The sequence below is a fragment of the Arthrobacter sp. TB 23 genome, assembly GCF_000294595.1.
GTDB lineage: Bacteria > Actinomycetota > Actinomycetes > Actinomycetales > Micrococcaceae > Arthrobacter_D.
In genome coordinates this window covers 11,652-33,737 of record NZ_ALPM01000050.1, presented here as the reverse complement: position 1 = coordinate 33,737, position 22,086 = coordinate 11,652, and the positions used below count along the sequence as shown (strand labels likewise).

16 protein-coding genes and 2 pseudogenes are annotated in these 22,086 nt (G+C 63.8%); 12 read left to right on the top strand and 6 right to left on the bottom strand.

The genetic code is table 11. The features are described from left to right. From B384_RS20900 to B384_RS20045, 3 genes and pseudogenes are all read right to left on the bottom strand, one after another. Positions 1-744 (bottom strand): annotated as a pseudogene (locus B384_RS20900) (ABC transporter permease); the annotation flags it as partial. 140 nt (positions 745-884) lie between these two features. Next, positions 885-1,940 (bottom strand): iron ABC transporter substrate-binding protein, encoded by a 1,056-nt coding sequence (locus B384_RS0106495; protein ID WP_019482314.1) that lies wholly within the window; start codon positions 1,938-1,940, stop codon positions 885-887. A gap of 112 nt (positions 1,941-2,052) precedes the next feature. Continuing rightward, positions 2,053-2,643: pseudogene (locus B384_RS20045) on the bottom strand (YdeI/OmpD-associated family protein). A gap of 65 nt (positions 2,644-2,708) precedes the next feature. On the opposite strand from B384_RS20045, the gene B384_RS18000 reads away from it, so the two are divergent. From B384_RS18000 to B384_RS0106455, 6 genes are all read left to right on the top strand, one after another. Continuing rightward, positions 2,709-3,365 (top strand): hypothetical protein, encoded by a 657-nt coding sequence (locus B384_RS18000; protein ID WP_019482311.1) that lies wholly within the window; start codon positions 2,709-2,711, stop codon positions 3,363-3,365. Positions 3,366-3,520: 155 nt separating this feature from the next. Beyond that, positions 3,521-4,060 carry an NUDIX hydrolase family protein gene (locus tag B384_RS0106475; protein ID WP_019482310.1) on the top strand — a complete coding sequence of 180 codons (540 nt, stop codon included), beginning with the start codon at positions 3,521-3,523 and terminating at the stop codon, positions 4,058-4,060. 3 nt (positions 4,061-4,063) lie between these two features. Next, positions 4,064-4,915, top strand: coding sequence for a DUF6707 family protein (locus B384_RS0106470; RefSeq protein WP_019482309.1), 852 nt, complete (start codon positions 4,064-4,066; stop codon positions 4,913-4,915). A gap of 40 nt (positions 4,916-4,955) precedes the next feature. Continuing rightward, positions 4,956-5,771, top strand: coding sequence for a hypothetical protein (locus tag B384_RS0106465; protein ID WP_019482308.1), 816 nt, complete (start codon positions 4,956-4,958; stop codon positions 5,769-5,771). Positions 5,772-5,790: 19 nt separating this feature from the next. Then, the gene (gene tgt, locus B384_RS0106460; protein WP_019482307.1) at positions 5,791-7,035 is read left to right on the top strand and encodes a tRNA guanosine(34) transglycosylase Tgt; all 1,245 of its coding nucleotides are present in this window, start codon (positions 5,791-5,793) and stop codon (positions 7,033-7,035) included. 286 nt (positions 7,036-7,321) lie between these two features. Beyond that, positions 7,322-8,278 carry a type IV toxin-antitoxin system AbiEi family antitoxin domain-containing protein gene (locus tag B384_RS0106455; protein WP_019482306.1) on the top strand — a complete coding sequence of 319 codons (957 nt, stop codon included), beginning with the start codon at positions 7,322-7,324 and terminating at the stop codon, positions 8,276-8,278. 75 nt (positions 8,279-8,353) lie between these two features. On the opposite strand, the gene B384_RS0106450 is transcribed toward B384_RS0106455, so the two are convergent. After that, on the bottom strand, positions 8,354-9,067 hold the full coding sequence (locus B384_RS0106450; RefSeq protein ID WP_019482305.1) for a queuosine precursor transporter: 714 nt from the start codon (positions 9,065-9,067) through the stop codon (positions 8,354-8,356). Positions 9,068-9,211: 144 nt separating this feature from the next. Between B384_RS0106450 and thiD the strand changes: the two genes are divergently transcribed. The 4 genes from thiD (at position 9,212) to B384_RS17980 (ending at position 16,705) form a co-directional block, all read left to right on the top strand. Continuing rightward, entirely contained in the window at positions 9,212-10,036 is an 825-nt protein-coding gene (thiD, locus tag B384_RS0106445; RefSeq protein ID WP_019482304.1) for a bifunctional hydroxymethylpyrimidine kinase/phosphomethylpyrimidine kinase, read from the top strand. Beyond that, on the top strand, positions 10,033-11,514 hold the full coding sequence (locus tag B384_RS17990) for a polysaccharide pyruvyl transferase family protein (RefSeq protein WP_019482303.1): 1,482 nt from the start codon (positions 10,033-10,035) through the stop codon (positions 11,512-11,514). Before thiD ends, B384_RS17990 begins: the two co-directional genes overlap by 4 nt. Before the next feature lie 9 nt (positions 11,515-11,523). Further along, positions 11,524-12,513, top strand: coding sequence for a glycosyltransferase family 2 protein (locus B384_RS17985; RefSeq protein ID WP_133185456.1), 990 nt, complete (start codon positions 11,524-11,526; stop codon positions 12,511-12,513). A gap of 298 nt (positions 12,514-12,811) precedes the next feature. Next, complete coding sequence (locus B384_RS17980) at positions 12,812-16,705, top strand: S8 family serine peptidase (RefSeq protein ID WP_019482301.1); 3,894 nt, start codon at positions 12,812-12,814, stop codon at positions 16,703-16,705. A gap of 93 nt (positions 16,706-16,798) precedes the next feature. Here the strand turns inward: B384_RS17980 and rraA are convergent, their stop codons facing one another. Beyond that, a complete protein-coding gene (gene rraA, locus B384_RS0106425; protein WP_019482300.1) occupies positions 16,799-17,290 on the bottom strand; it encodes a ribonuclease E activity regulator RraA in 492 nt (163 codons plus the stop codon). Positions 17,291-17,327: 37 nt separating this feature from the next. Continuing rightward, a complete protein-coding gene (locus B384_RS0106420; RefSeq protein ID WP_019482299.1) occupies positions 17,328-18,836 on the bottom strand; it encodes a helix-turn-helix domain-containing protein in 1,509 nt (502 codons plus the stop codon). 146 nt (positions 18,837-18,982) lie between these two features. On the opposite strand from B384_RS0106420, the gene aceA reads away from it, so the two are divergent. Together aceA and aceB are read left to right on the top strand one after the other, a co-directional pair. After that, positions 18,983-20,323, top strand: coding sequence for an isocitrate lyase (gene aceA / locus B384_RS0106415; protein ID WP_019482298.1), 1,341 nt, complete (start codon positions 18,983-18,985; stop codon positions 20,321-20,323). 120 nt (positions 20,324-20,443) lie between these two features. Then, a complete protein-coding gene (gene aceB / locus B384_RS0106410; protein WP_019482297.1) occupies positions 20,444-22,063 on the top strand; it encodes a malate synthase A in 1,620 nt (539 codons plus the stop codon). Positions 22,064-22,086: the final 23 nt, after the last annotated feature.

Sequence of the window (22,086 nt, the reverse complement as noted above, 5' to 3'; positions counted from 1 at the left end):
GGCGAGCCAGCGCCGGGGCGCGACCAGCGGCACCCTGCCGCGGCCTGCCCCCTGGCTGACCCGGCCACGGAACCGTTTCTCCCCCGCCACCACCGTCAGCGCCAGGACAACGAGCATGAGCGCGAGCAGCGCCGCCTGGTTGCGGTCGAAGCTTGCGCCGTAGGCCGAATTGATGCCCCAGGTGAGGGTCTGGTACCGCAACATGGACACCAGCCCGAAGTCCGAGAGTGTGTACAGGGCAACGAGGAGGGCGCCCGCGGCGGCCGCAGGCCTGACCCTCGGCCAGGTCGCGGCTTTGAACGCTCCCCAGGGACCGCGGCCCAGCGTGCGGGCCACCGCCTCGAGATCGCCCGAGGCGCCTCGGAGCGCTGCGGCAACCGGCAAGGTGACATAGGGCGTGCAGACGGCCGTCATGATCAGCCAGCTCGCAAAGAATCCGTCGAGGGTCGGCAACCAGACCAGCCAGCCGTAGGCAGCGAGGTAGGAGGGGACGGCGAGCGGCAAAGCTGAGATGAGGAGCATGGCGCGGGGTGCGGGGATTCTGACCCGGGTCAACACCCACGCCGATGCGGTACCCAGCACCAGGCATGCGATGGTCACCGATGCCGCCAGCAGGACCGAGTTCAGCGCAAGCTGCAGGACCCTGGCCCGCAGGAGCGTGTCGACGAGTTCGGTGAACCCGGCGTCGGTGGTGCGTGCGACGAGGTAGACCAACGGGATCGCTGCCGTGGTGGCAGCCAGCATGGCCAGAAGCAGCAGCCAGGCGGGAGGCTTGACCCAGGGGGCACGGCCGGTGCCGGGCGCACGAACTGAACGCGCCAGCGTGCTGCTGGCGCGTCCAGTTCGGACGAGGGTCATTCGAGGGTCACCGGCTCCTACCTAGATCAGATCAGCCCATGCTTGCTGAGCAGTTCCTGGGTCTGTTCCAGGGATTCCAGATCCGAGAGGTCCAGGTCCGGGTTGACCAGCGAATCCAACGCTGGCAATCCCTCGGGTGCGTCAATACCGTCCGCGAGCGGGTACTCGAACGTTTCGTCGACGAAGTACTGCTGCGCTTCAGCCGAGACCAGGAATTCGACGAACTTGAGGGCGTCGGCGTCCTGCGCGGCGTTGGACAGGATGCCCGCACCGGTGACGTTCACGATGGAGCCTGGGTCTCCGGCTTCGGGGTAGGACAGCTGGGCGCGCATGTTTTCCTCGCCGGCCTCGGCTGCCTGGCGGAACCAGTAGTAGTGGTTGATCAAACCGGTTTCAACAACTCCCTCGTTCACAGCGGTCAGGACAGCCCCGTTGTTTTCGAAGATCTGTGGGTCGTTGGCCGCGAGCGCCGATACCCATTCATCGGCTGCCTCTTCACCGTTCAGCACCCGGTAGGCCGTGACGAAGGCCTGGAAGCTGGCGTTCGATGGGGCTACCCCCACCCGACCGGACCATTCGGGTTCGGTCAGGTCATCCACGGAGACTGGGACCTCCTCAGCCGTCAGCTCCTCGCCGTCGTACACGATGACGCGGGCCCGGCCCGTGACACCCACCCAGCTGTCATCCGTGGAGGTGAATCCGTCGGGAACGGTGGCCGCGAGGTCCTCCGGGAGGGTACTGAACAACCCGGCGCTGCTGAGAGCGCCGAGCGCCCCCGCATCCTGGGAAAGGAAGACCTGGGCCGGCGTCTGCTCGCCTTCTTCCAGGAGGAGTGCACCGAGTTCAGCGGTGTTCCCGTAACGCACGTCCACCTCAACGCCCGTGGATTCTTCGAACATGTCGATCAGTGGCTGGACCAGTGCTTCGTCGCGGCCGGAGTAGAGGGTGAACGCATTGTCGCTCTCCAACTCGGCGGCTGGTGCTGGATCCGTTTGATCGGAGCCTGATTCGGTCGTCGCCCCACAGCCCACGAGGGCGAAGATGGTGGCGCCAGCGGCTAGGGCAGCAAATCTGTTGGTCATGAGTGTGATGTCTCCGAAGATATTCCAGTATTGGAGTGTTGGTAAGGATTACCTTACACGGGAATTTTTCGAATTAGTCACAGAAGTGTGCCCTAATTGGTTTTGTGACGGCTCAGGGTAGCTTCCGCTGTGGATACAAAGTCTCGTGTCGAGCGAGCATTGCCACGAACCTGGCGATGTTCCGTTCCCTGGCGGCCTCGGTTTTCAGCTGGGTCAGACGGAAGATCAGGGCGTACCTGTTTTGTGAGGTCAGAACATCGAACATGGCCTGTGCTTCCGGTTCGGCGGCAATGGCCGCGGCTAGGTCGTCCGGAACCTCAGCAGTGGCCGGCCCAGCGTAGGCCCGCTCCTATCGACCATCGGCTTTCGCGGCGTCGACGGCGGCCTGCCCTGCCGGCATCATCCGGCCTTCAGCCGTGAGGCGTTCAATGAAGCCAATGTTGCGTACCGACCAGATGCTGCGCGGGCCGCGCGGGGTAAACCGCTGGAAGCTACTCCCCTCGTCCCGTCGTCGGGCCTGGCCATCGATCCAGCCCACGCACAGTGCCTCATCCAACGCCGCGGCGTAGGTCAGCCCGGTGACGGAGCCGCCCTTCTTGTGCAGGATCAGCCAGACTCCCGGGGAGACGGAGTGATTGGCGCCAAGCCATTCCCTCCACGCCGACGCATCGGGAACCAACAGTTCGGGCAGTTCAGCCTTCATGGGGTTACTGTAAACCTTCATGCTCGGCTGAGCTTCCCGACCCCCAGAATCCGTTGAGGCCCCACATGCTGCGCGTTCGCCCCACCCTGATCACCACCGACCCCAAGCTGCTGGGAGACCTGCTTCCGGCCCTGGGAATGGTCCAGCAGCAGGGGACTGCTTTCTTCGACGCGGGCGGTGGCCGGATCGCGCTCCAGCCGGGCACCGCCGAACTGACGCTGTTGGGCTTCGAGGCGGGAGTTCTCGAAGAGTTTGCCCGCCGCACCGCAGAGAGCGGAACAGCAGCGGAAGTGATCAGGGATGCGGCTGGCATGACGGCTGTCCGGGTCGAGGCGCCGGGACAAACCATCCCCGTCGATCAGGGCGAACGGCTCCTGGACCCCAACGTGGATCACGCCTTGACCGTTGTCTGCATCTGGTCGACCCCCGACCCGCAGAGGGCAGCCAGGATGCTCAGAGACATTGGGGCACGCCCCCACGGCCCGGCGGCCGAAGCAACGGATTTCACCGCCAAGAACGGCGGCCGGGTGGTCGTGCGGACCGGCGGACACCAGTACTTCCAGGTGGGTTTTGACTATGCGGGCGATGTCGCGGACCTCCGGCTCCGGGTGCAGCACGCCGGCTTCTCCGCCGAAATGTCAGGGACGGGCAGGAACCGCATCCTGACCGTGCCTGTCTCAGCGCACCGGTCATTCACCATCAGTGAGCGGCCGGAAGGCTGAGCTGGCGGTCGGCGGCCACCCCCGGCGATCACTGCCCGGCCACCCCCGCCCGGCGGTCACCGCATCAGGGGTGTGCTGCGGTCTGGCAATTCAGCCAATGGCCGAAGTGCAGCGCGCCGCCCGCCGTCGACGGCTTGTCTGCGATAAAACAAGGTATGAACGTTCGCACCCCAGACCCCAATCCCGGGTGGCTTTCAGAGGATGACCTCTACGAAGCCCGCCGCCGCCTCCCCATGGTCTATGTGGAGGCCATCCCGGTGCGGTGCGACTCGCTCGGTTATGTCACTGAGGTGGGTTTGCTGTTGCAGGCCAACGATCAGGGTGAAATGGTCAGGACGTTCGTCTCTGGTCGGGTGATGTATCGGGAAACTATCCGCGCCGCGCTGGTGCGGCATCTGGAGAAGGATCTGGGGCCGTTCGCCCTGCCGCAGCTGCCGCCCTGCCCGACACCCTTCACCGTCGCGGAGTATTTCCCTTCACCGTCGGAAACCGGCATGACCGATGACCGCCAGCACGCCGTCGCCCTCGCCTACCTGATTCCTGTCACCGGTGAATGCCAGCCGCGCCAGGATGCGCTGGAGCTTTCCTGGATGACCCCCGATGAGGCGTTAAGCGATGGTGTTCAGGCAGAGTTCTCCGGCGGGCGCGGCGGACTGCTCCGTCAGGCGTTGGCCTACGCCGGCTGGGGACGCTAACCAGTGACCGGCAACCGTAAACCCACGCGTGTCCGACGGGTTGGCGCCGAGGCCGTCACCGCCGGTCACCACATCATTGGACCGGCGGGCGCGGACCCCGCAGAGGTGGTGGAAACCGACATTGAGACGGACGATTTCGGGACTCCCGCCGTCGTCGTCGCGACCCTGGAGTCCGGCGACACCCTGCGGATCGCGGCCGGGTCGCAGGTCCAGATCACCGTCGACGACGGCGCACCGGTGGTAGGTGCCATCCCCGCCCAGGACGGGACCCCCGAGGCTGTCATCGCCCACGCCGTGTCGGTGCATCCCGAAAACGCCAAGTTGCAGGGTCTTGCTGACCGGCTCACCAAGGGCGTGAACTTCAAGTCGGGAAGCAACCTGCAGGATGTGCACGATCTCGCGGTGAGCCTTCTGGTTGACTTCGCCGACGCCGCAAACGCGCTCCGGGTCTGCGACCTGTTGACCCCGCTACCCTTCGACGGTAATTTCGGGCGGTGGAAGTGGATTGAGGGAGCGTTGGCGCTGGCCTCCTACCTCGCCTACGACGACGGCGACGTCGCCCGCTCGGAGGCCTATTCGGCGTCTCTCCGTACCGCCGACGACGCCGAGACGGACCCTTTGAAAGCCAAGCTCGCTGCTGCGGTCCGGCAGCGCCAACTGAACGCTCCCAACCTTTACGACCCGGAGATCAGCCGCGCAGCAGCCGCGGGGGATGCCGCCGTCGAAAGGGCTTGGCGCGTGGTGCGGCTGTCGTCTCTGTTGTACCTGCGATCCCACGGCGGATCCGAGACGCTGACCGCTGATGAACTGACCCGGCGGATCCACAACGAATTGGTGGCGATCCGCGCCCTGTAGGGCTCTGGAGTGAAACCTGCTGCGGGAGTAGAGTGTCGCCATGAATCACTCATCGGCCCCCTCCGGCACCAGCAGCGCTGTCGGGAAAGATGGGGTAAATCCTCTCAGCGTCCACATTAACGCCGACGCCCGCCAGGTCTGGGTGATGCTCCGCGAGCCAGCCAAGGTCGCCCAGTGGCACGGCTGGGACTACGACGGGCTGGCTGAGGAGATCCGCCTCATCTTCTTCTCGCCGGGGGTAACTGAAGGCCAGGATCACCGTTCCCTGACCCTCGAGGACGGAGACACGTTCCTGTTGGAGCCGGGCCCGGATGGAACGGTCGTCACGGTGGAACGTGGGTTACCCGAACCGGAGTCGGAGATGGCCGACTGGTATGCGGACATCACCGAGGGATGGATCTCGTTTCTCCAGCAACTGCGGTTCGCGCTGGAGCGGCATCCCAACACCGACCGGCACACAGCGTTTTTCGCGGGCACCCCCTCCGACGGACAAGCCATCGCTGACCGGCTGGGAGCCGGATCGGTGGGCGAACCCGGTGACCCCTATTCCCTCACCCTGCCGGGTGGGCAGGAGATCACCGGCCGGGTGTGGTTCCGCACCGAACACCAGCTGGGGCTGACTGTGGCCCAGTACGCCGAGCACGGCGACGGACTGCTCATCCTCGCCGAACAGCCTGTGACTGAAGGGGTCCGCGACGAGCCGTCGTCGCTGGTCATCGCCTCGACCTACGCGCTCGGCGCCAAGGCGCTGCATAGCGTATGGGACGGGTGGGAAGCGGTGCGCCGCGACCACTACCCCGATGCTGACCCGCTCGTCACTTCAGCCCTGGGGCGGACCGGAAAGCCGTCCACGTAATTGCTGGCAAAATGGGTTGGTGCCAACCGATACCCAGCAATCCACTTTCACCTTCACCGTCAACGAGCGGTTGAGTGACCCGACAGGTAAACCGTTGCACGGGCGCACCGGGACCATCAGCACCCCTCACGGCGAAATCCGCACCCCGGCCTTCATCGCCGTCGGCACCAAAGCCTCGGTCAAGGCAGTGCTTCCCGAGTCGATGCAGGAGTTGGGGGCGCAGGCACTCCTCGCGAACGCCTACCACCTGTATTTGCAGCCCGGTCCTGAGATCCTCGACGCGGCTGGCGGGCTGGGCCGCTTCATGAACTGGGATGGGCCAACCTTCACCGATTCGGGCGGCTTCCAGGTGATGAGCCTGGGATCCGGATTCAAGAAGGTCATCACCATGAACGTCGCCGACGCCGAGGGGGGCGGCTCCGACCACCGGGTGGCCGCCGGCAAGGAGCGGCTCGCCCACATTGACGACGACGGCGTGTGGTTCAAATCGCACCTCAACGGAGACCGGCACCGTTTCACCCCGGAGATTTCGATGCAGGTCCAGCATCAGCTCGGCGCCGACATCATGTTCGCGTTCGACGAACTCACCACGCTGATGAACTCCCGCACGTACCAGGAAGAGTCGCTGGAGCGCACCCGGTTATGGGCGGAGCGCTGCATCGCCGAACATGACCGGCTGACCGAGGAACGGGTGGGAAAGCCGTACCAGGCGCTGTTCGGCGTCATTCAGGGCGCCCAGTACGAGGATCTTCGACGCAAGGCTTCCCGGGACCTTGGCGGCATGGGCTTCGACGGGTTCGGGATCGGCGGGGCGCTGGAAAAAGAGAACCTTGGGACCATTCTGGGCTGGTGCGCTGATGAGCTGCCGGAGAACAAGCCCCGGCACTTGTTGGGGATCTCGGAACCAGACGATCTGTTCACCGGCATCGAGAACGGCGCCGACACCTTCGACTGCGTCTCCCCCACCCGGGTAGCCCGCAACTCAGCCTTCTACACCCCCGATGGGCGGTGGAATCTGTCCAACGCCCGGTTCAGGAAGGACTTCACACCGCTGGTGGACGGCTGCGACTGCTACACCTGCACCAACTACACCCGGGCCTACATCCACCACCTGTACAAGGCGAAGGAAATGGTCTCGGCCACCCTCATCTCCATCCACAATGAGCGGTTCATTGTGAAACTGGTCGACGACGCCCGCGACGCAATCGGCGACGGCACCTTCTTCGACTTCAAGGCTGAGGTGCTTGGCCGCTACTACGCCTAGCCCCTCCCCGGCCCCGCCCGCGCATCCTCCCGCGCATCTTCCCGCGCATCTTCCCGCGCAAAAGAGTGGCTGCCCCGCGCCCGCGGCCCACAAAAGTGGCTGACCCGCACGTTAGTGGTTGCCCAGCAGCGACCCTGCACGTGCGCCACTTTTCCGGGTGCGGCAGGGCGTCACGCCTGCGTCCCCCGCGGCCCGACTCCTCCTCCACAGCCATCAACCGCGCCGAGTTGTCCACATAACGGCGTCGACCCACCCCATCGAGTTTGGATCGGCGCATGCTGGCTGCATGAACATCGAGTGCCCGCCCTGGCTAAAGGCCTCCACGAGTCCGTGGACCACTGAGGAACTCGCCGAGCGAAACGTCAGCGATCGGCAGATTGCCCGGTTCGTCCAGGGCGGAGATCTGGTCCGGTTGCGACGCGGCTGTTACCTTTCCGGCCAGCTCTGGCAGCAACAGTCGCTTGAGACCCGGGCCCTGCAACGCATCTACGCTCATCATCACGCGCTGCTGCCCACAACACGGAGGGGGATGGTGTACAGCCATACCTCGGCTGCCCGCATCCATGGCCTACACCTGTGGAAGGTTGATGACCTGGTCCACCTCACCCAGGGGTTTCCGACCAGCCCACACGGGCATGGTCCGGACGTCCGGGCCCATTACTCGTCACTGTCACCCCAGGACGTTTCCTCCGGGAAGGGCCTGCGAATCACAGCCCTGGAGCGCACCGTGGTGGACTGTGCCCGAATACTTTCCTACCGCCAGTCGCTCATCATCGCCGATCACGCACTGCAACTCGGCGGAAACCAGTCCCTGATGCAGGACATCGCCTTGCAGCTCTCCGGCCACAAGGGCATCGCCAACGCTCGGGCGATCACCGCCAGAGCCAGCGCTTTGGCAGAGTCCCCGGGCGAGACCTTGACCAGACATTTTCTCCGCCGGATGGGGCTGCCGATGCCGGAGGAACAGGTCTCTGTCCGGACCAGGCACGGCGATCACCGGCTCGACTTTGCCTGGCGGGAGCTTCTGTTGGCCCTTGAGTTCGACGGCAGGATCAAGTATTTCGACTTCTCCCCGACGCAGGAGGTGCTGTTCGAGGAGCGCCGCCGGGAAAAGGCCTTGATGGAGGACGGCTGGCAGTTCATCCGCATCGAATGGGCGGACCTCTTCCGTGAGGCAGAGCTTAAGGCACGCATCCTGGTGGCTCTGCACCGCGCGAGCTCATTGCACCGGAAAAGTGCGTGACCTGCAGACGGGTGGCCGCCCCACCACTCGTCTGCGGCTCCGGCACTTTTCCGGGTGAGCGTGAGACCGGGACCGTTAGGACGCGGCGTAACTCGGTTCGCGCTTTTTGATGGCCTTGATGACCAGCGTCGTGACCGGCACGAACAGCACCTCGATCAGGGTTTTGTACAGAAAGCCGAAGAGCAGGTAATTGAGGAACCCGCTGAAGGTGGTGATACCAATAACCGACGCAGCAATGGCACAAAAAATCAGGGTGTCAGCGAACTCGCCGACCACTGTCGAGCCGAGCAGCCGGCCCACTAGACCGCGCTCGCCGAAGCGCCCCTTCATTTTGACCAGGACCCAGGCGTTGAGGGTCTGACCGACGGCGAAGGCCAGGAGGGAGCCAAGCACAATTAAGGGAACCGGTCCGAGCGCTCCTTCCAGGGCAGCCTGCTTCGAGGTGCCGAAGTCGTCGTCGAACCCGGGCAGGGCGATGATGACCAGGTAGCAGAGCGAGGCGAACGCCGACAATACAAAGGTCACGATGATCGCCAGCCGGGCGGCTTTGAAACCGTACACCTCGCTGATGACGTCGCCGAGGATGTAGGCCAGCGGGAAAAGGAAGAATCCGCCGTCGGTGATGATGCTGAAGTCACCAATAATCGGACCGATCAGCACACCCTTGGAGGCCCCGATATTGGACAGCAGCACGACGACGGCGAGGGTCGCCAGCATGATCGCGAAGTAGGTACTGCCCGAGGAGGCGAATTTGGCGCGGGTTTTTTCCTGCAGTTGAGTCAACGTCATCTCATTCATCGAAGTGGTTCGCGGACACGATTGGGTCCGCTGTATTAGCACTGATGCCCGGCTGCCCCCGGGCAGTCCAATTCTGCCACGCCCGCGGTGCGCCCTGAACTGGCCGCCCCGCCCGAAAGTAGGCAGACTGTACAAATGCCCCTAACTCATTCCGCCCCCGCAGTGACTCTCACCATCGCCGGATCCGAGGCGACCGGTGGCGCTGGCGCCCAGGCGGACCTCAGGACCTTCCAGGAACTCGGCGTTTTCGGCATCGCGACGCTGACCTGCATCGTGTCGTTCAATCCGAAGGACAACTGGAACCATCGTTTCGTGGCGGTCGAGCCGCAGGTCATCGCCGACCAGTTGGAGGCAGTCCTGACCTGTTACCCCGTGGAAACCGTCAAGATCGGCATGTTGGGTACTCCGGCAACCATTGACACTGTTGCGACGGCGTTGAAGAGCCAGCAGTGGCGCAACATCGTGCTGGACCCGGTGCTGATCTGCAAGGGCCAGGAGCCCGGCGCCGCGCTCGACACGGATCAGGCACTGAAGGCAAACATTCTCCCGCTCGCAACTGTTGTCACTCCCAACCACTTCGAGGCTGAGTCGTTGTCGGGCATGACCATCAACAGCATCGAGGATCTGCAGGAGGCCGCCAAACGGATCCATGAGATCAGCGGCGCCGTCGTCGTCGCCAAGGGCGGCATCCGCCTGGAAGGTGAAAACGCCGTCGACGTCTACTTCGATGGCACTACCCTGGAGCTGCTGTCAGCCCCGAAGGTCGGCGAAGTAGCTGTCAGCGGCGCGGGCTGCACCCTCGCCGCCGCCATTGCTGCGGAACTGTCCAAGGGCGCCAGTCCTCTTGATGCGGCTCGAACAGCCAAGAGTTTCGTGACCGAGGCGATTCGTCACAGGTTGTCCTCGCAGGCACCATTCGATGCAGTCTGGCAGGGCGGCGCCGCCGGGATCCCGGCATGAGGGTAGCGATTCTGGGCGATATCGGACAGCGCATTTACCACGTCGGTGATGATGCAATGACTCATGCCGCCGTGGATGAACTCGCAGCCCGCGGCATCAAGGACGTTGTCCTGCTCAGCCGGAACGCAGCTGACACGACCGGTCGGTTCGGCACCGAGGCAGCGCCGACCATCGAATTTCCGTGGCCGTACGCCGACTACCAGCATTACCTCAACGAGATACTCTCACTCCTCAACGGCGAGCCTCATAGCCTTGCCGACAACGACCAGGTGCACGGGCTCATCGAGACCATCCGCGGCTGCGACTCAGTGCTGATCGCAGGGGGCGGCAACATGAACTCGGTGTACGGCTGGCTGCTCTACGAACGCGCAGCGGTCACCGCAATTGCGCGGCACCTCGGCAAGGCAGTGGTGATTGCTGGCCAGACTATCGGGCCTATGCTGTACGGCGCTGACCGTGAAGTGGCAGTACAGATGCTCTCCCGCGCCGCTCTGGTAGGTGCACGTGAGGACAGTTCGCTCAGCCTCGGACGGGAGTTGGCAGGATCCAGCGTGGTGCGGTGCCTTGACGATGCTTCCTTCCTCGCGTCCAACACCGCCGCCCGGCAGCAGCCCGACGACGGCGGTCACCCGCCGGGAAGCACCCCACCTGTGGCCTCCTATATCGTTGGCACCTTCGCCGGCAACACTGGCGCCTGTCCCCGCGACCTGTTCGTAACGGTCGTCGCGAAAGCCCTGGACGACGCGGCCGACCTCACCGGCCTGCCGGTCCTTCTCCTGCCCCACATGGCTGTTGAGGGTGAGGGCGGCATCGATGAAGCAATACACGCGGAGATTGCAGCGGCGATGACTTCCTCCGTCCAGTCACAACCCATCGCGTCGGCGCGCGACACCGCAGTCCTCACCTCCCGGGCAGCCCTGGTGGTCACGTCGCGGTATCACCCGGTGGTTTTCGCTCTCGACGGCGGCGTCCCCACGGTTGCCTTGTCCCTCGATGAATACAGCGACGTGCGGTTGCGTGGGGCCCTCGCCAACTGGGGCCTGGCCGACTTCGCTCTGCCCCTGCCGTCACTGCTCGACGGCACGATCGGGCAGGCCCTCCGTGAGGCCTGGCAACGCCGCACAGACATAGCGGAACAGGTGCAGTCTCTCCGACCCCAGAAGCTCACCGAATCTTCCGCCTGGTGGGACTCAGTGGTTGGGACCCTGCAAGGCAAGCCAGCCAAGGTTCAGTCGCCGTTGCCGCACCGCCAATGGGTCCCACGGGGAACTTGGTCCGCAGCCGCCGACACGGCGCGGGTGGTGTTCCTCCCGATGGCGGCAGAATTGGCTGACCTCCGCAAAACCCGCGAGCACCTTGAGGGGGAAGCCGCCGCCGCCCGGGACGAGCTGCAAGGCTGGTTCAATTCCTCCAGTTTCAGGCTGGTCCGCAAACTAGCCTCCCTACGTACGCGGTTCCGACCGCGCAAAGCCGTCTAAGGACTTTCAGTGACACTCCCTCCTTCTCCCTCAGTCGCCGTTATCATGCGGTCCCGGAACCGGTCGGTGCTGCTGGACCGCGCACTGCGCGATCTCCTCGGCCAGTCCATGACCCAGTGGACCCTCGTCGTCGTGAACGACGGCGGCGACCGCGCCGAAGTGGACCCGGTGGTGGACCGCTACCGCTTGCAGCTCGGCGATCGGGTCCAGGTCATCCACCATGACGTGGCGCGCGGAATGGAGGCAGCCTCCAATGCCGGCATCAAAGCGTCGGACTCCGAGTTCATCGCCATCCACGATGACGACGACGAATGGCACCCTGAGTTCCTCGAACGGACCCTGGCTTATCTGGCGCACCACGACGACGCCGGCGTGGCTGTCCGCACCGAACTGGTCTACGAGCGGATCACCGACGGGACAATCGAAGAAATTAGCCGGGAGATTTTCCAGCCGCAGCTGCAGTCAATCACCTTGTTTGATACTCTCCGGCACAACCGGTGCGTCCCCATTTCGCTGCTTTATCGCCGTTCAGTTCATGACCGGATTGGCTATTACAACGAATCCCTCTCGGTAGTGGGCGACTGGGAATTTCAGCTCCGCCTGCTCCAGCAGCACACGCTGGGTTTCCTCGATGAGGAGCCGCTGGCGTTCTGGAACCAGCGAAAAGACGCGACCGGAGACCTCGGGAACAGCGTGATCGTTGGTGACGCCGAGCACAGGCGGCTGGATCAGTTGGTGCGCGAGATCCACCTCAAAGAGCACGTCAGCCAGTCAGGGCTGGGCTCACTGCTTTACCAGACGTCCTATCAGCAGCGCGAGTTCGACCACCTGCATCACCGGCAGAACTATTCGGAAGACCTCCTGCGCCAGATTCTCGAATCCAACAACCGGCTGGCCGAACGGGTGCAGCGGCTTGAGGAAGCAGTCAGTGACGCTAGCCTCGTCTCGCTGGTGAGGCGTCGCTATCGCCAGCTGAAAAGCAGAATACTGGGGCGCTAGAAGCCCTGAATAGTCATCGATTTCACACCGCGTGGGCCTGCTCAGGGAATTACCAGGAAATTGCCTAACTTAACTAAGTTTTTTGTATGGTAGCCGTTGACTTGTGACTGATCACACAGAAAGGTAGTACCGGTGGAGGGGGTCGGGCAACCGGCATCCACTGTTCAACTACTGCTGACGCAACTTGTTCATTCAGGGAACGTCACTCACATCTGTCATGGCCGTGTCAGCAGTACTTGCGGGGAGCTAATCACAGGTCTCAGCGGGTGGTCATGACTGAGCCTCACTAAGGAGAAGTATGAGCAAGTCATACCACCGGAATACGGGGAAGGCTGTGTTGGCATCGCTAACTGGCCTTGTTCTGGCTTCCAGCATGTGGGCGCCTGCTTCGGCTCTGGAATCACCGTCATCGGGTGAACCCACAGCCGAGGGAATTGAGCTCCAGGCAGTACCCGATCTTAAGGTCAGCAGGGATCTGGCGGATCGGACAGGCCCCACAGCGGCCTATATCCAGTTCGCAGGAAAAGGCGCCTTCGAACAAACGCAGCCGGTAGCGGTTCGCAATGGAATTCAGTCCCCCGTCGATCGGACCAACGATGTTCTGAACATCAGGGCCGGAATTCAGGCCCAGGCCGATGAGGTAGCGGCCGAGGCGTCAGCCTCGCAGCTCTACACCACCACCAACACCATCCCTGGTGTTGCCATTCAAGGTGACGCCGAGGCAATCAAGGCACTTGCTGCCCGCCCCGACGTCGTGAAGATCACCGGTATTGTGCCGAAGACCGTGACCAACAAGGGCGCGGACATCGACACCCGCGCGCTTGATGCCTGGACCGCACGCGATCAGACCGGCGACGGCATCACCGTTGCCGTGCTGGACACCGGACTTGATTACACCCACTCCGGTTTCGGCGGCCCGGGCACGATCGAGGCCTTCGAGCAGGCGCAGGCAGACCTGGTCCCAGACCCAGCTCTCTTCGACGCCGCTAAGTTTGTGGGCGGCTACGACCTGGTGGGCGACGACTATGACGCCGGTGACCCCGACAATGACATTCCTCAACCAGACCTCAACCCCCTCGACTGCCAGAGCCACGGTTCGCACGTCGCCGGTACCTCTTCGGGCTACGGCGTCAACGACGACGGCTCCACTTTTGACGGCGATTACGCCACCCTCGACGCCGACGGCGTCAACGCCATGCGGATCGGTCCCGGCTCGGCTCCCGAATCCCAGCTGGTCGCCCTCCGGGTCTTCGGCTGCACGGGTTCCAGCGCAGTTGTCGGTTCAGCACTCGACTTCGTGCTGGACCCGAACGGTGACGGCAACTTCGACGACCGCGCTCAGGTTGTCAACATGTCACTCGGCGCGGCATTCCCCGCCTATGACGATCCTGAAAACGACATCGTTAACGCTCTGACGGCTCAGGGCGTCCTTTCCGTTGTCTCCTCAGGCAACAGCGGCGACGTCTACGACATCGGCGGCTCCCCAGGCAGCTCAGAGTCCGCCCTGACCGTCGCCGCAAGCGTCGGTTCGCAGATCACCCTCGACCGGGTTGACGTGCTCGCACCTGACGACGTCGTCGGGCAGGCTGCTGGCCAGTACAGCGTCAACTACGACTACTCCACGGCCACTGAGGAAGAGCTCACGGGCACGGTTGTCAAGGCTGATCCCGCCAACGCGTTCGGTTGCCAGCCCTTCGCACCGGGCACCTTCGACGGTGAATGGGTCTGGCTGCAGTGGGAAGAGGATGGAACATTCCCTTGCGGATCCGTTACCCGCTTCAACAACGTTGAAGCCGCAGGCGGAGCAGGTGTGGTCCTCGACTCGCCCCGCTCAGTCTTCGAGTCCGGCATCGGCGGCAACGCCACCATTCCCGGCGTCCAGTTCAACGCCGAATTCTCCGAGCAGCTGGAACCAGCAGCAGAAGCTGGCACCCTTGAAGTTCGTCTCGATTCCGGTTACCAGGCAACTGCCGGCGGCAGCTCCGACGCACTCGACACGCTCGCAGCTTTCTCCTCCCGCGGGCTGCACGGCTCCAACGGAGTTGTGAAGCCCGATGTAGCAGCCCCCGGCGTCTCAACTGGTTCGGTCCAGGTTGGCACGGGAACCGGCGCATCGGTCAAGAGCGGCACCTCAATGGCAGCCCCACACGTGGCTGGCATCGCTGCACTGCTGTACGCAGAGACCAACTTCAACCCGTATGAGATCAAGTCCATGATCATGAATACGGCCATCGCCGATCTGGTGACAGCCGATGGCGTCGAGTACGCCCCGAACCGCGTAGGTTCCGGACGCGTCGACGCCGTATTGGCACTGGACACCCCGGTCCTGGCCTACTCGACAGAACAGCCATCGCTCACCTCGGTGAACTTCGGCGTTCTGGAGCTTGGCAGCGAAGCGATGACCATGACCAAGCAGATCACCGTGGAAAACAAGTCGGACGACGTGATTCGCTACAGCGCCTCCTACCTTGAGGCGTCAACGATGCCAGGCGCCGAGATCAGTGTGACGCCGCAGGTGCTTGCGCCTGAAACGCTCACCAATGCCTTCGATGTTCCAGCCAACGGCACGGCAACTGTCGACGTCACGCTGACCATTGATGATCCAGCCGCCCTGGCGAAGACGATCGACCCGGCTGCTGAGGAGACTCAGTTCGGCGTCGCCCGTCAGTACCTTGCCGATGTGTCGGGCCGCGTGCAGTTCGCGAGTGAAGTGAACACGCTGCGTGTTCCCGTCTACTCAGCACCGAAGCCCACATCGGAAATCTCGGCTGGCGCCCAGATCATGTTCGAGAACGCCTCAACCCTTGAGAGCTCAGTAGTGCTTGAGGGCCGCGGCCTGCTGCAGGGTGGATCGGATTCGCGCTATGCATCGCTCGTGACCCCGCTGGTTCTTGGCGCTGAAAGCCCCCGGGCCGACGAGCGTCCGCTGGAGTCCCTGTACTCCCTGGACCTCCGCTCGGTTGGTGCCGCATCAACGGTTCCGGCAGTTGTCGCAGCCGGCGGCGAAGCAGAAGAGGGTTACCTGAACCTCGGTATCAGCACCTGGCAGAACTGGGCTCAGCTGGGTGGCAATAGCCAGGTTGCAGTTGAACTGGATCTTGACGGTGACACCGAAGCCGACATGGTGGTCATCACCCTGCGCCTCGACGACCTGGACATGATCCTGTTCGAGGTGGCACCGGTGCTTGACGATGGCTCGCTGGGCCAGGGTGACAGCCTGTACTTCGCCAACGGCGTCGACGGCAGCCTGGACACGAACACCTTCGACACCAACGTCATCACTCTGCCTGTCCCGGTTGCTGACCTGGGCCTGGACCTGAGTGCTTCGGCTCCGATCCAGTACCGCGTCTCCACCGCCAGCCCGTTCAATGTGGACGAGGATGGCAACACCGCGGGATCGGTCGACGAGACCGAGTGGATTGACTTCAACGTCACCGAGCCTGAGCTGTGGTTCGAAGGCGTCACCCCCGACACGGTATTCATTGCCGCCGAGGGTACAACGATTGGCGTCAACCGTCAGGAAGGCGTCACCGACGCCCGCGCGTTGTTCCTGCACCACCACAACGCAACGGGCCTGAAGGATGAAATCCTCGACATGCAGGTTGACCAGCTCCGGTTCCCGGATGTTGCGGGCAATGAGCATGAGGAGGCCATCAACTGGCTGGCTGACCAGGGGCTGACCACCGGCTACCCGGATGGCACCTACCGTCCGCTGGCCTCGATCAACCGCGACGCCATGGCGGCGTTCCTCTACCGCCTGGCTGGTGAGCCTGCCTTCGCAGAGCCCACCACCTCTCCATTCGCTGACATCACTCCTAGAACCCAGTTCTACAAGGAGATGGCGTGGATGGCCGAAACCGGCCTGTCGACCGGCTACAGCGATGGCACCTACCGTCCGCTCGCTCCCGTCAACCGTGACGCGATGGCGGCCTTCATGAACCGCTTCGCCGGCGAGTACTGCATCATCGCCGACGCAGCGGATTACGTTGCACCGCAGGTTGCACCGTTCCCGGACGTTCCGGTGAACGATCAGTTCCACCGGGAGATCTCCTGGATGGCCGAGAACAACATCACCCAGGGCTTCGACGACGGCGAGTACAAGCGCCTTCAGCCGGTCGCCCGCGACGCGATGGCAGCCTTCATCCAGCGTCTCGATGGTTACACCGAGGACAACGGCGGCTGCAACCCGTAACCACGGATAGCAAACGCTAGACACAAAAAAGTGGTGGCCACCCGGCAACGGGTGGCCACCACTTTTTTGCCCAGAAGCTACTGTGTCGAGTGGCTACATGTCGAGAGGTTCCATTGCTGGGCCCGCCACGAGAATCCCATCGGTATCGGCATACACGGTCCCTCCGGGGGTGAAGATGACCCCTCCAATCGCCACCGGCACGTCAATCTCGCCGACGCCGTTCTTGACGCTCTTGCGGGGATTGCTGCCGAGTGCCTTCACGCCGAGGGGCAACCCAGCGAGCACCGCGCGGTCACGGATTGCACCGTTGATGATGACGCCGTTCCACCCGTTCTTCACCGCGATCTCCGCAATCATGTCTCCCATCAGCGCCCGCTCAAGTGAGCCACCGCCGTCGACGACGAGGACCGCGCCCGCACCAGGCGTGGAAAGGACCGACTTCAGCACCACGTTGTCGTGATAGCACTTCACGGTGCGTATCGGCCCGCTGAAAGCCTGCTCCCCTCCCAGATCCTGGAACTGGATTGAAACTGATTGAACGGTGTCTCCGAACTGGTCGTAGAGGTCCGCGGTGGATAGGTCCATGTTCTTCTCCTGATCGGTGGTTTGAGATTGTGAAAGATCAACCCGAGTGGGCCTCAAGAAAGCTGTACACCTCGGTCTCATCTACCCCGGGGAACGCGCCGGGCGGCATTGCGGCCAGCAGATGTGAGTGCGCCCGGGCGCTCGGCCAGGCGTGACCTGCCCAATTTTCAGCCAGCGACGACGGCGGACGCCGGCAGCACGCCTCATCCGGGCAAAAGGACTTCTCCCTCATGGTGGTGTCCCTGCCCCTGAACCACTTCACATGCGCATACGGCACCCCGATGCTCAACGAGAACTCCCCGCTCGCTGACCGTTCGGTCCGGGCCGTGCACCAGTAGGTGCCGCTGGGTGTATCCGTGTACTGGTTGTAGGCGCGGAATTTGTCAGCCACCTCAAACACCACCCGTGAAGTCCAGCGTTTACAGGAGGGCTGGCCTTCAATGGCACCCGTGTGGTCCTGGGGAAAGGTGACGCCGTCGTTCTCATAGGCTTTGTAGATGATCCCGCTCTCATGGGTCTTCTGAAAATGGGTGGGGATGCCCAGGTGCTCGGTGGCGAGGTTGGTGAACCTGTGCGCCGCAGTCTCATAGGACACGGCAAACGCGTCCCGGATGTCCTCCACGGCAATCTCCTTCGCCGCTTTCGAGCGCTGCAGGAACTGCACCGCAGGCTTCTCCGGCAGCAAAAGTGCCGCGGCAAAGTAATTGGTGGCCACGCGCTGCCTGAGGAACTCCCGATAATTTTCAGGCGTCTGGTGGTCCAGCACGTAATGCCCGAGCGCCTGCAGCAGCACCGAGCGCGGATCGTGGTCAGTGCGCTGGGACTGGGTCAGGTAAATTCTGCGGTTCTTCAAATCGGTGACAGAACGAGTTGAATGTGGCAGGTCGCCCACGTGATGGAGGGTGAACCCCAGATGGGCGGCGATGTCGGCAATCAGGTGCTGGGACATCGGCCCAGCGGTGTGCCCCACCGAATCCAGCACCCGTTGCGCCTCGGCCTCGAGTTCGGGGAAGTAGTTGTTCTGTTTGCGCATCTCGCGCCGCAGCTCGGCGTTGGCCCGACGGGCCTCCTCCGGGGTGGCCACCTGCTCGTTGAGCCGGCGCTCCAACTCGCCCTGAAGGCCCACCAGCGATTCGAGTACCTCCATCGGCAGCCGTGAGGAGATCCGCACCTTCGGCAGCCCGAGCGCCCCGTATAGCGGGCCGCGCTGCGCCCGCTCCAGCTCGATCTCCAGTGCTGCCCTCCGGGTGGGAGGTTCCGCACCCAACAGCTGGTCGATGCCTACCCCGAGGGCCGACGCGAGGCCCTGCAGCATCCCCAGCTTTGGTTCACGTTTGCCGTTTTCGATCAGCGACAGCTGCGACGCGACGGTGCCGACGACGGCGCCCAGGTCATCGAGCGTCATCCCCTTCGCTTTCCGGAGGTGGCGGATCCGTCGGCCCAGGCTGATCGCGTCGAGGTCGTCCGGCGCGCCGGCGCCCGCCTCAGCGGCTCCACCGGATTCTGGTCGGTTCCAGGTGGCTGGTTTGATCGGCATGTTGGTCATTTATTGAGGTTACGCGAATAAGTGCGTTTTTTGCCAGCAGTTTTGGCTAGGCAAGGGGCTGAAATGAGAGAAAGGTTGGTTTTACGAAGCCAACGAACACTTCACGCACTCGAATCAACGGCTCAGGGAATTCAAAGGAGAATGCAATGACACAGGACCAGACCACCCCACAGGTACCCACAGCATCGACAGGCCAGAGCGCCGAAGGATCGGCTGAGCGGGAGCTGGAACTCGAGTGGTCGGCCAATTCCCGCTGGGATAACGTCACGCGCGACTACTCGGCGTCCGACGTCGTCCGTCTTCGCGGCCGGGTCCAGGAGGAGCACACCCTCGCCCGGCGCGGCGCCGAGAAGCTGTGGACGCAGCTGACCGAACAGGCCCGCACCGGTGAGTACACCCACTCGCTTGGCGCACTGACCGGTAATCAGGCGGTGCAGCAGGTCAAGGCGGGCCTGAAAGCAATTTACCTGTCCGGCTGGCAGGTCGCCGCCGACGCCAATAACTCCGGGCACACCTATCCGGACCAGTCGCTGTACCCCGCCAACTCGGTGCCCACCGTGGTGCGCCGCATCAACAACGCACTGCTGCGTGCGGACCAGATCGACTTCGCCGAAGGGGTCCAGACGGTGGAGGACTATTTGGTTCCCATCATCGCCGACGCCGAGGCAGGCTTCGGCGGTCCACTCAACGCTTACGAGCTGATGAAATCGATGATCCAGGCCGGCGCTGCTGGCGTTCACTGGGAGGACCAGCTCGCTTCGGAGAAGAAGTGCGGGCACCTCGGCGGTAAGGTACTTATCCCGACCCAGCAGCACGTCCGCACCCTCAACGCCGCCCGGCTCGCCGCCGACGTCGCTGGGACGCCGTCAGTAGTAATTGCTCGCACCGACGCCGAGGCCGCGACCCTCATCACTTCCGACGTCGACGAACGGGATCAGCCGTTCATCACCGGCGAGCGCACCTCCGAGGGCTTCTACAAGGTGCGCAACGGCCTCGAGGCGTGCATTGCCCGGGGACGGGCCTACGCGCCGTATGCGGATCTGCTGTGGATGGAAACCGGAACCCCCGACCTTGACCTGGCGCGCAAGTTTGCTGAGGGCATCAAGTCGGAGCACCCGGACCAGATGCTGGCGTACAACTGCTCGCCGTCGTTCAACTGGAAAAAGCACCTCGACGACGCAACGATCGCCAAGTTCCAGCGGGAGCTCGGCGCGATGGGGTTCACCTTCCAGTTCATCACCCTGGCAGGGTTCCACGCGCTCAACTACTCGATGTTCGACCTGGCCGAGGGCTACGCCCGCGACGGCATGAGCGCGTACGTCGAACTCCAGGAGCGCGAATTCGCTGCCGAGTCCCGGGGCTACACCGCCACCAAGCACCAGCGTGAGGTGGGAACCGGCTACTTCGACCAGGTTGCCACCGCCCTCAACCCCACGGGCAGCACCCTCGCCCTGGCCGGATCCACCGAGGCGCAGCAGTTCCACTAACCCCCGCTGCACGCCCCGCTCCACACCCCATCCCTACTCCGTCCCACGCCCCACCCCGGCACCCACCTAAGATGGCCGGGGCTGGGGGCGGGGCACCCACATTTTCCCAGGAGGCACACCATGAACAACCTGATCACCCTCAACGGCGTTACCCTGACGGCGCCGGCCGTGCGCCGCCAGGACGAAATCCTCACCCCGGAAGCCCTCGACTTTCTCCGGAAACTGCACCAGTCGACGGCCAGCCGCCGGCAGGAACTCCTGCACCTGCGGCAACAGTCCCGCGCCAGGATCTCCAACGGCACCGATCCGCGTTTCCTCCCCGAGACCAAACACATTCGCGACGACGACGGCTGGCGGGTTGCGCCGGTCGCCCCGGGCCTGGAGGACCGCCGGGTGGAGATCACCGGACCCGTCGACCGGAAAATGACCATCAACGCCCTCAACTCAGGCGCCAAGGTGTGGCTTGCCGACATGGAGGACTCCTCCACTCCCAGCTGGTCCAATGTCATCAACGGGCAGCTCAACCTGCGCGACGCGCTGGCGGACCGCATTAGCTTCACCTCTCCGGAAGGGAAGGAATACCGGTTGGGAGAGGATCGGCCGACCATCGTGGTGCGCCCCCGCGGCTGGCACCTGCCCGAGAAGCACCTGCTGATCAACAACACCCCGATCGCCGGCGGCCTGGTCGACTTTGGATTGCATTTCTTCCACAACGCCCGGACGCTCATCGCCCAGGGCCGGGGCCCCTACTTCTACCTGCCGAAGATCGAGAACCATCTCGAGGCACGGCTCTGGAATGACATTTTCGTCCAGGCCCAGCAACTGTTGGGGCTGCCCCAGGGCACTATCCGCGCCACGGTGCTGATAGAAACGATCACCGCCGCGTTCGAAATGGAGGAAATTCTGTACGAACTGCGCGAACACGCCGCTGGTTTGAACGCTGGCAGGTGGGACTACATCTTCTCGGTGATCAAGAACTTCAGGACCCGCGGACCCCGCTTCGTCCTCCCCGACCGGTCCATGGTGACCATGACCGCGCCGTTCATGCGCTCCTACACGGAGCAGCTGGTGCGAATCTGCCACCGCCGGGGCGCCCACGCGATTGGCGGCATGTCGGCCAACATCCCGAACCGGCGAGACGAAGCAGCGAACGCCGTCGCACTGGAAAAGGTGAGGGCGGACAAGACCCGGGAAGCGAACGACGGTTTCGACGGTTCCTGGGTAGCCCACCCGGACCTGGTTCCGGTGGCGATGGAGGTGTTCGATGCCATCCTCGGCGAGCGGCCCAACCAGCTGACCAGGCTGCGCGACGACGTCCTCCCCGACGACAAGGCACTGCTCAACATCGCAGGCACCCCCGGGGTCATCACCGAGGCCGGGATCCGCGAGAACCTTGAGGTGGGCGTGAGGTACATCGAGTCGTGGTTGCGTGGCAACGGGGCTGCGGCGATCAACTCCCTGATGGAGGACGCTGCGACGGCCGAGATTTCGCGGTCTCAGATCTGGCAGTGGATCTACTCGGGCGCCGTCACCGACGACGGCGAGGCCATCACCCACGGGTGGGTCGCCGAGCTGCTGGAGGAGGAGTTCGCGGCGATGGAGCGTTTTGACGGCGACCGTTTCAACGACGCCCTGGCAATCTTCGAGGAGGTTGCCCTCGGTGAGGAATTCCCCACGTTCCTCACCGTCCCTGCCTACGCCCGCTACCTGCACGAGAACCGCGAGTTGGCGACGGTCTAGACCGATCCTCACCGCACCCCGCC

What these genes read in the sequence shown, in the direction of transcription:
- rraA (WP_019482300.1), bottom strand. Translation starts at nt 17,290, where the DNA reads ATGGACCTATCCACCGCGGACCTCTACGACCAGTTCGGAGACACCGTT.
- thiD (WP_019482304.1), top strand. Translation starts at nt 9,212, where the DNA reads ATGCCCCTAACTCATTCCGCCCCCGCAGTGACTCTCACCATCGCCGGA.
- B384_RS0106450 (WP_019482305.1), bottom strand. Translation starts at nt 9,067, where the DNA reads ATGACGTTGACTCAACTGCAGGAAAAAACCCGCGCCAAATTCGCCTCC.
- B384_RS0106495 (WP_019482314.1), bottom strand. Translation starts at nt 1,940, where the DNA reads ATGACCAACAGATTTGCTGCCCTAGCCGCTGGCGCCACCATCTTCGCC.
- B384_RS18000 (WP_019482311.1), top strand. Translation starts at nt 2,709, where the DNA reads ATGCTGCGCGTTCGCCCCACCCTGATCACCACCGACCCCAAGCTGCTG.
- B384_RS17980 (WP_019482301.1), top strand. Translation starts at nt 12,812, where the DNA reads ATGAGCAAGTCATACCACCGGAATACGGGGAAGGCTGTGTTGGCATCG.
- aceB (WP_019482297.1), top strand. Translation starts at nt 20,444, where the DNA reads ATGAACAACCTGATCACCCTCAACGGCGTTACCCTGACGGCGCCGGCC.
- B384_RS0106420 (WP_019482299.1), bottom strand. Translation starts at nt 18,836, where the DNA reads ATGACCAACATGCCGATCAAACCAGCCACCTGGAACCGACCAGAATCC.
- B384_RS0106475 (WP_019482310.1), top strand. Translation starts at nt 3,521, where the DNA reads ATGAACGTTCGCACCCCAGACCCCAATCCCGGGTGGCTTTCAGAGGAT.
- B384_RS17990 (WP_019482303.1), top strand. Translation starts at nt 10,033, where the DNA reads ATGAGGGTAGCGATTCTGGGCGATATCGGACAGCGCATTTACCACGTC.
- B384_RS0106455 (WP_019482306.1), top strand. Translation starts at nt 7,322, where the DNA reads ATGAACATCGAGTGCCCGCCCTGGCTAAAGGCCTCCACGAGTCCGTGG.
- aceA (WP_019482298.1), top strand. Translation starts at nt 18,983, where the DNA reads ATGACACAGGACCAGACCACCCCACAGGTACCCACAGCATCGACAGGC.
- B384_RS0106465 (WP_019482308.1), top strand. Translation starts at nt 4,956, where the DNA reads ATGAATCACTCATCGGCCCCCTCCGGCACCAGCAGCGCTGTCGGGAAA.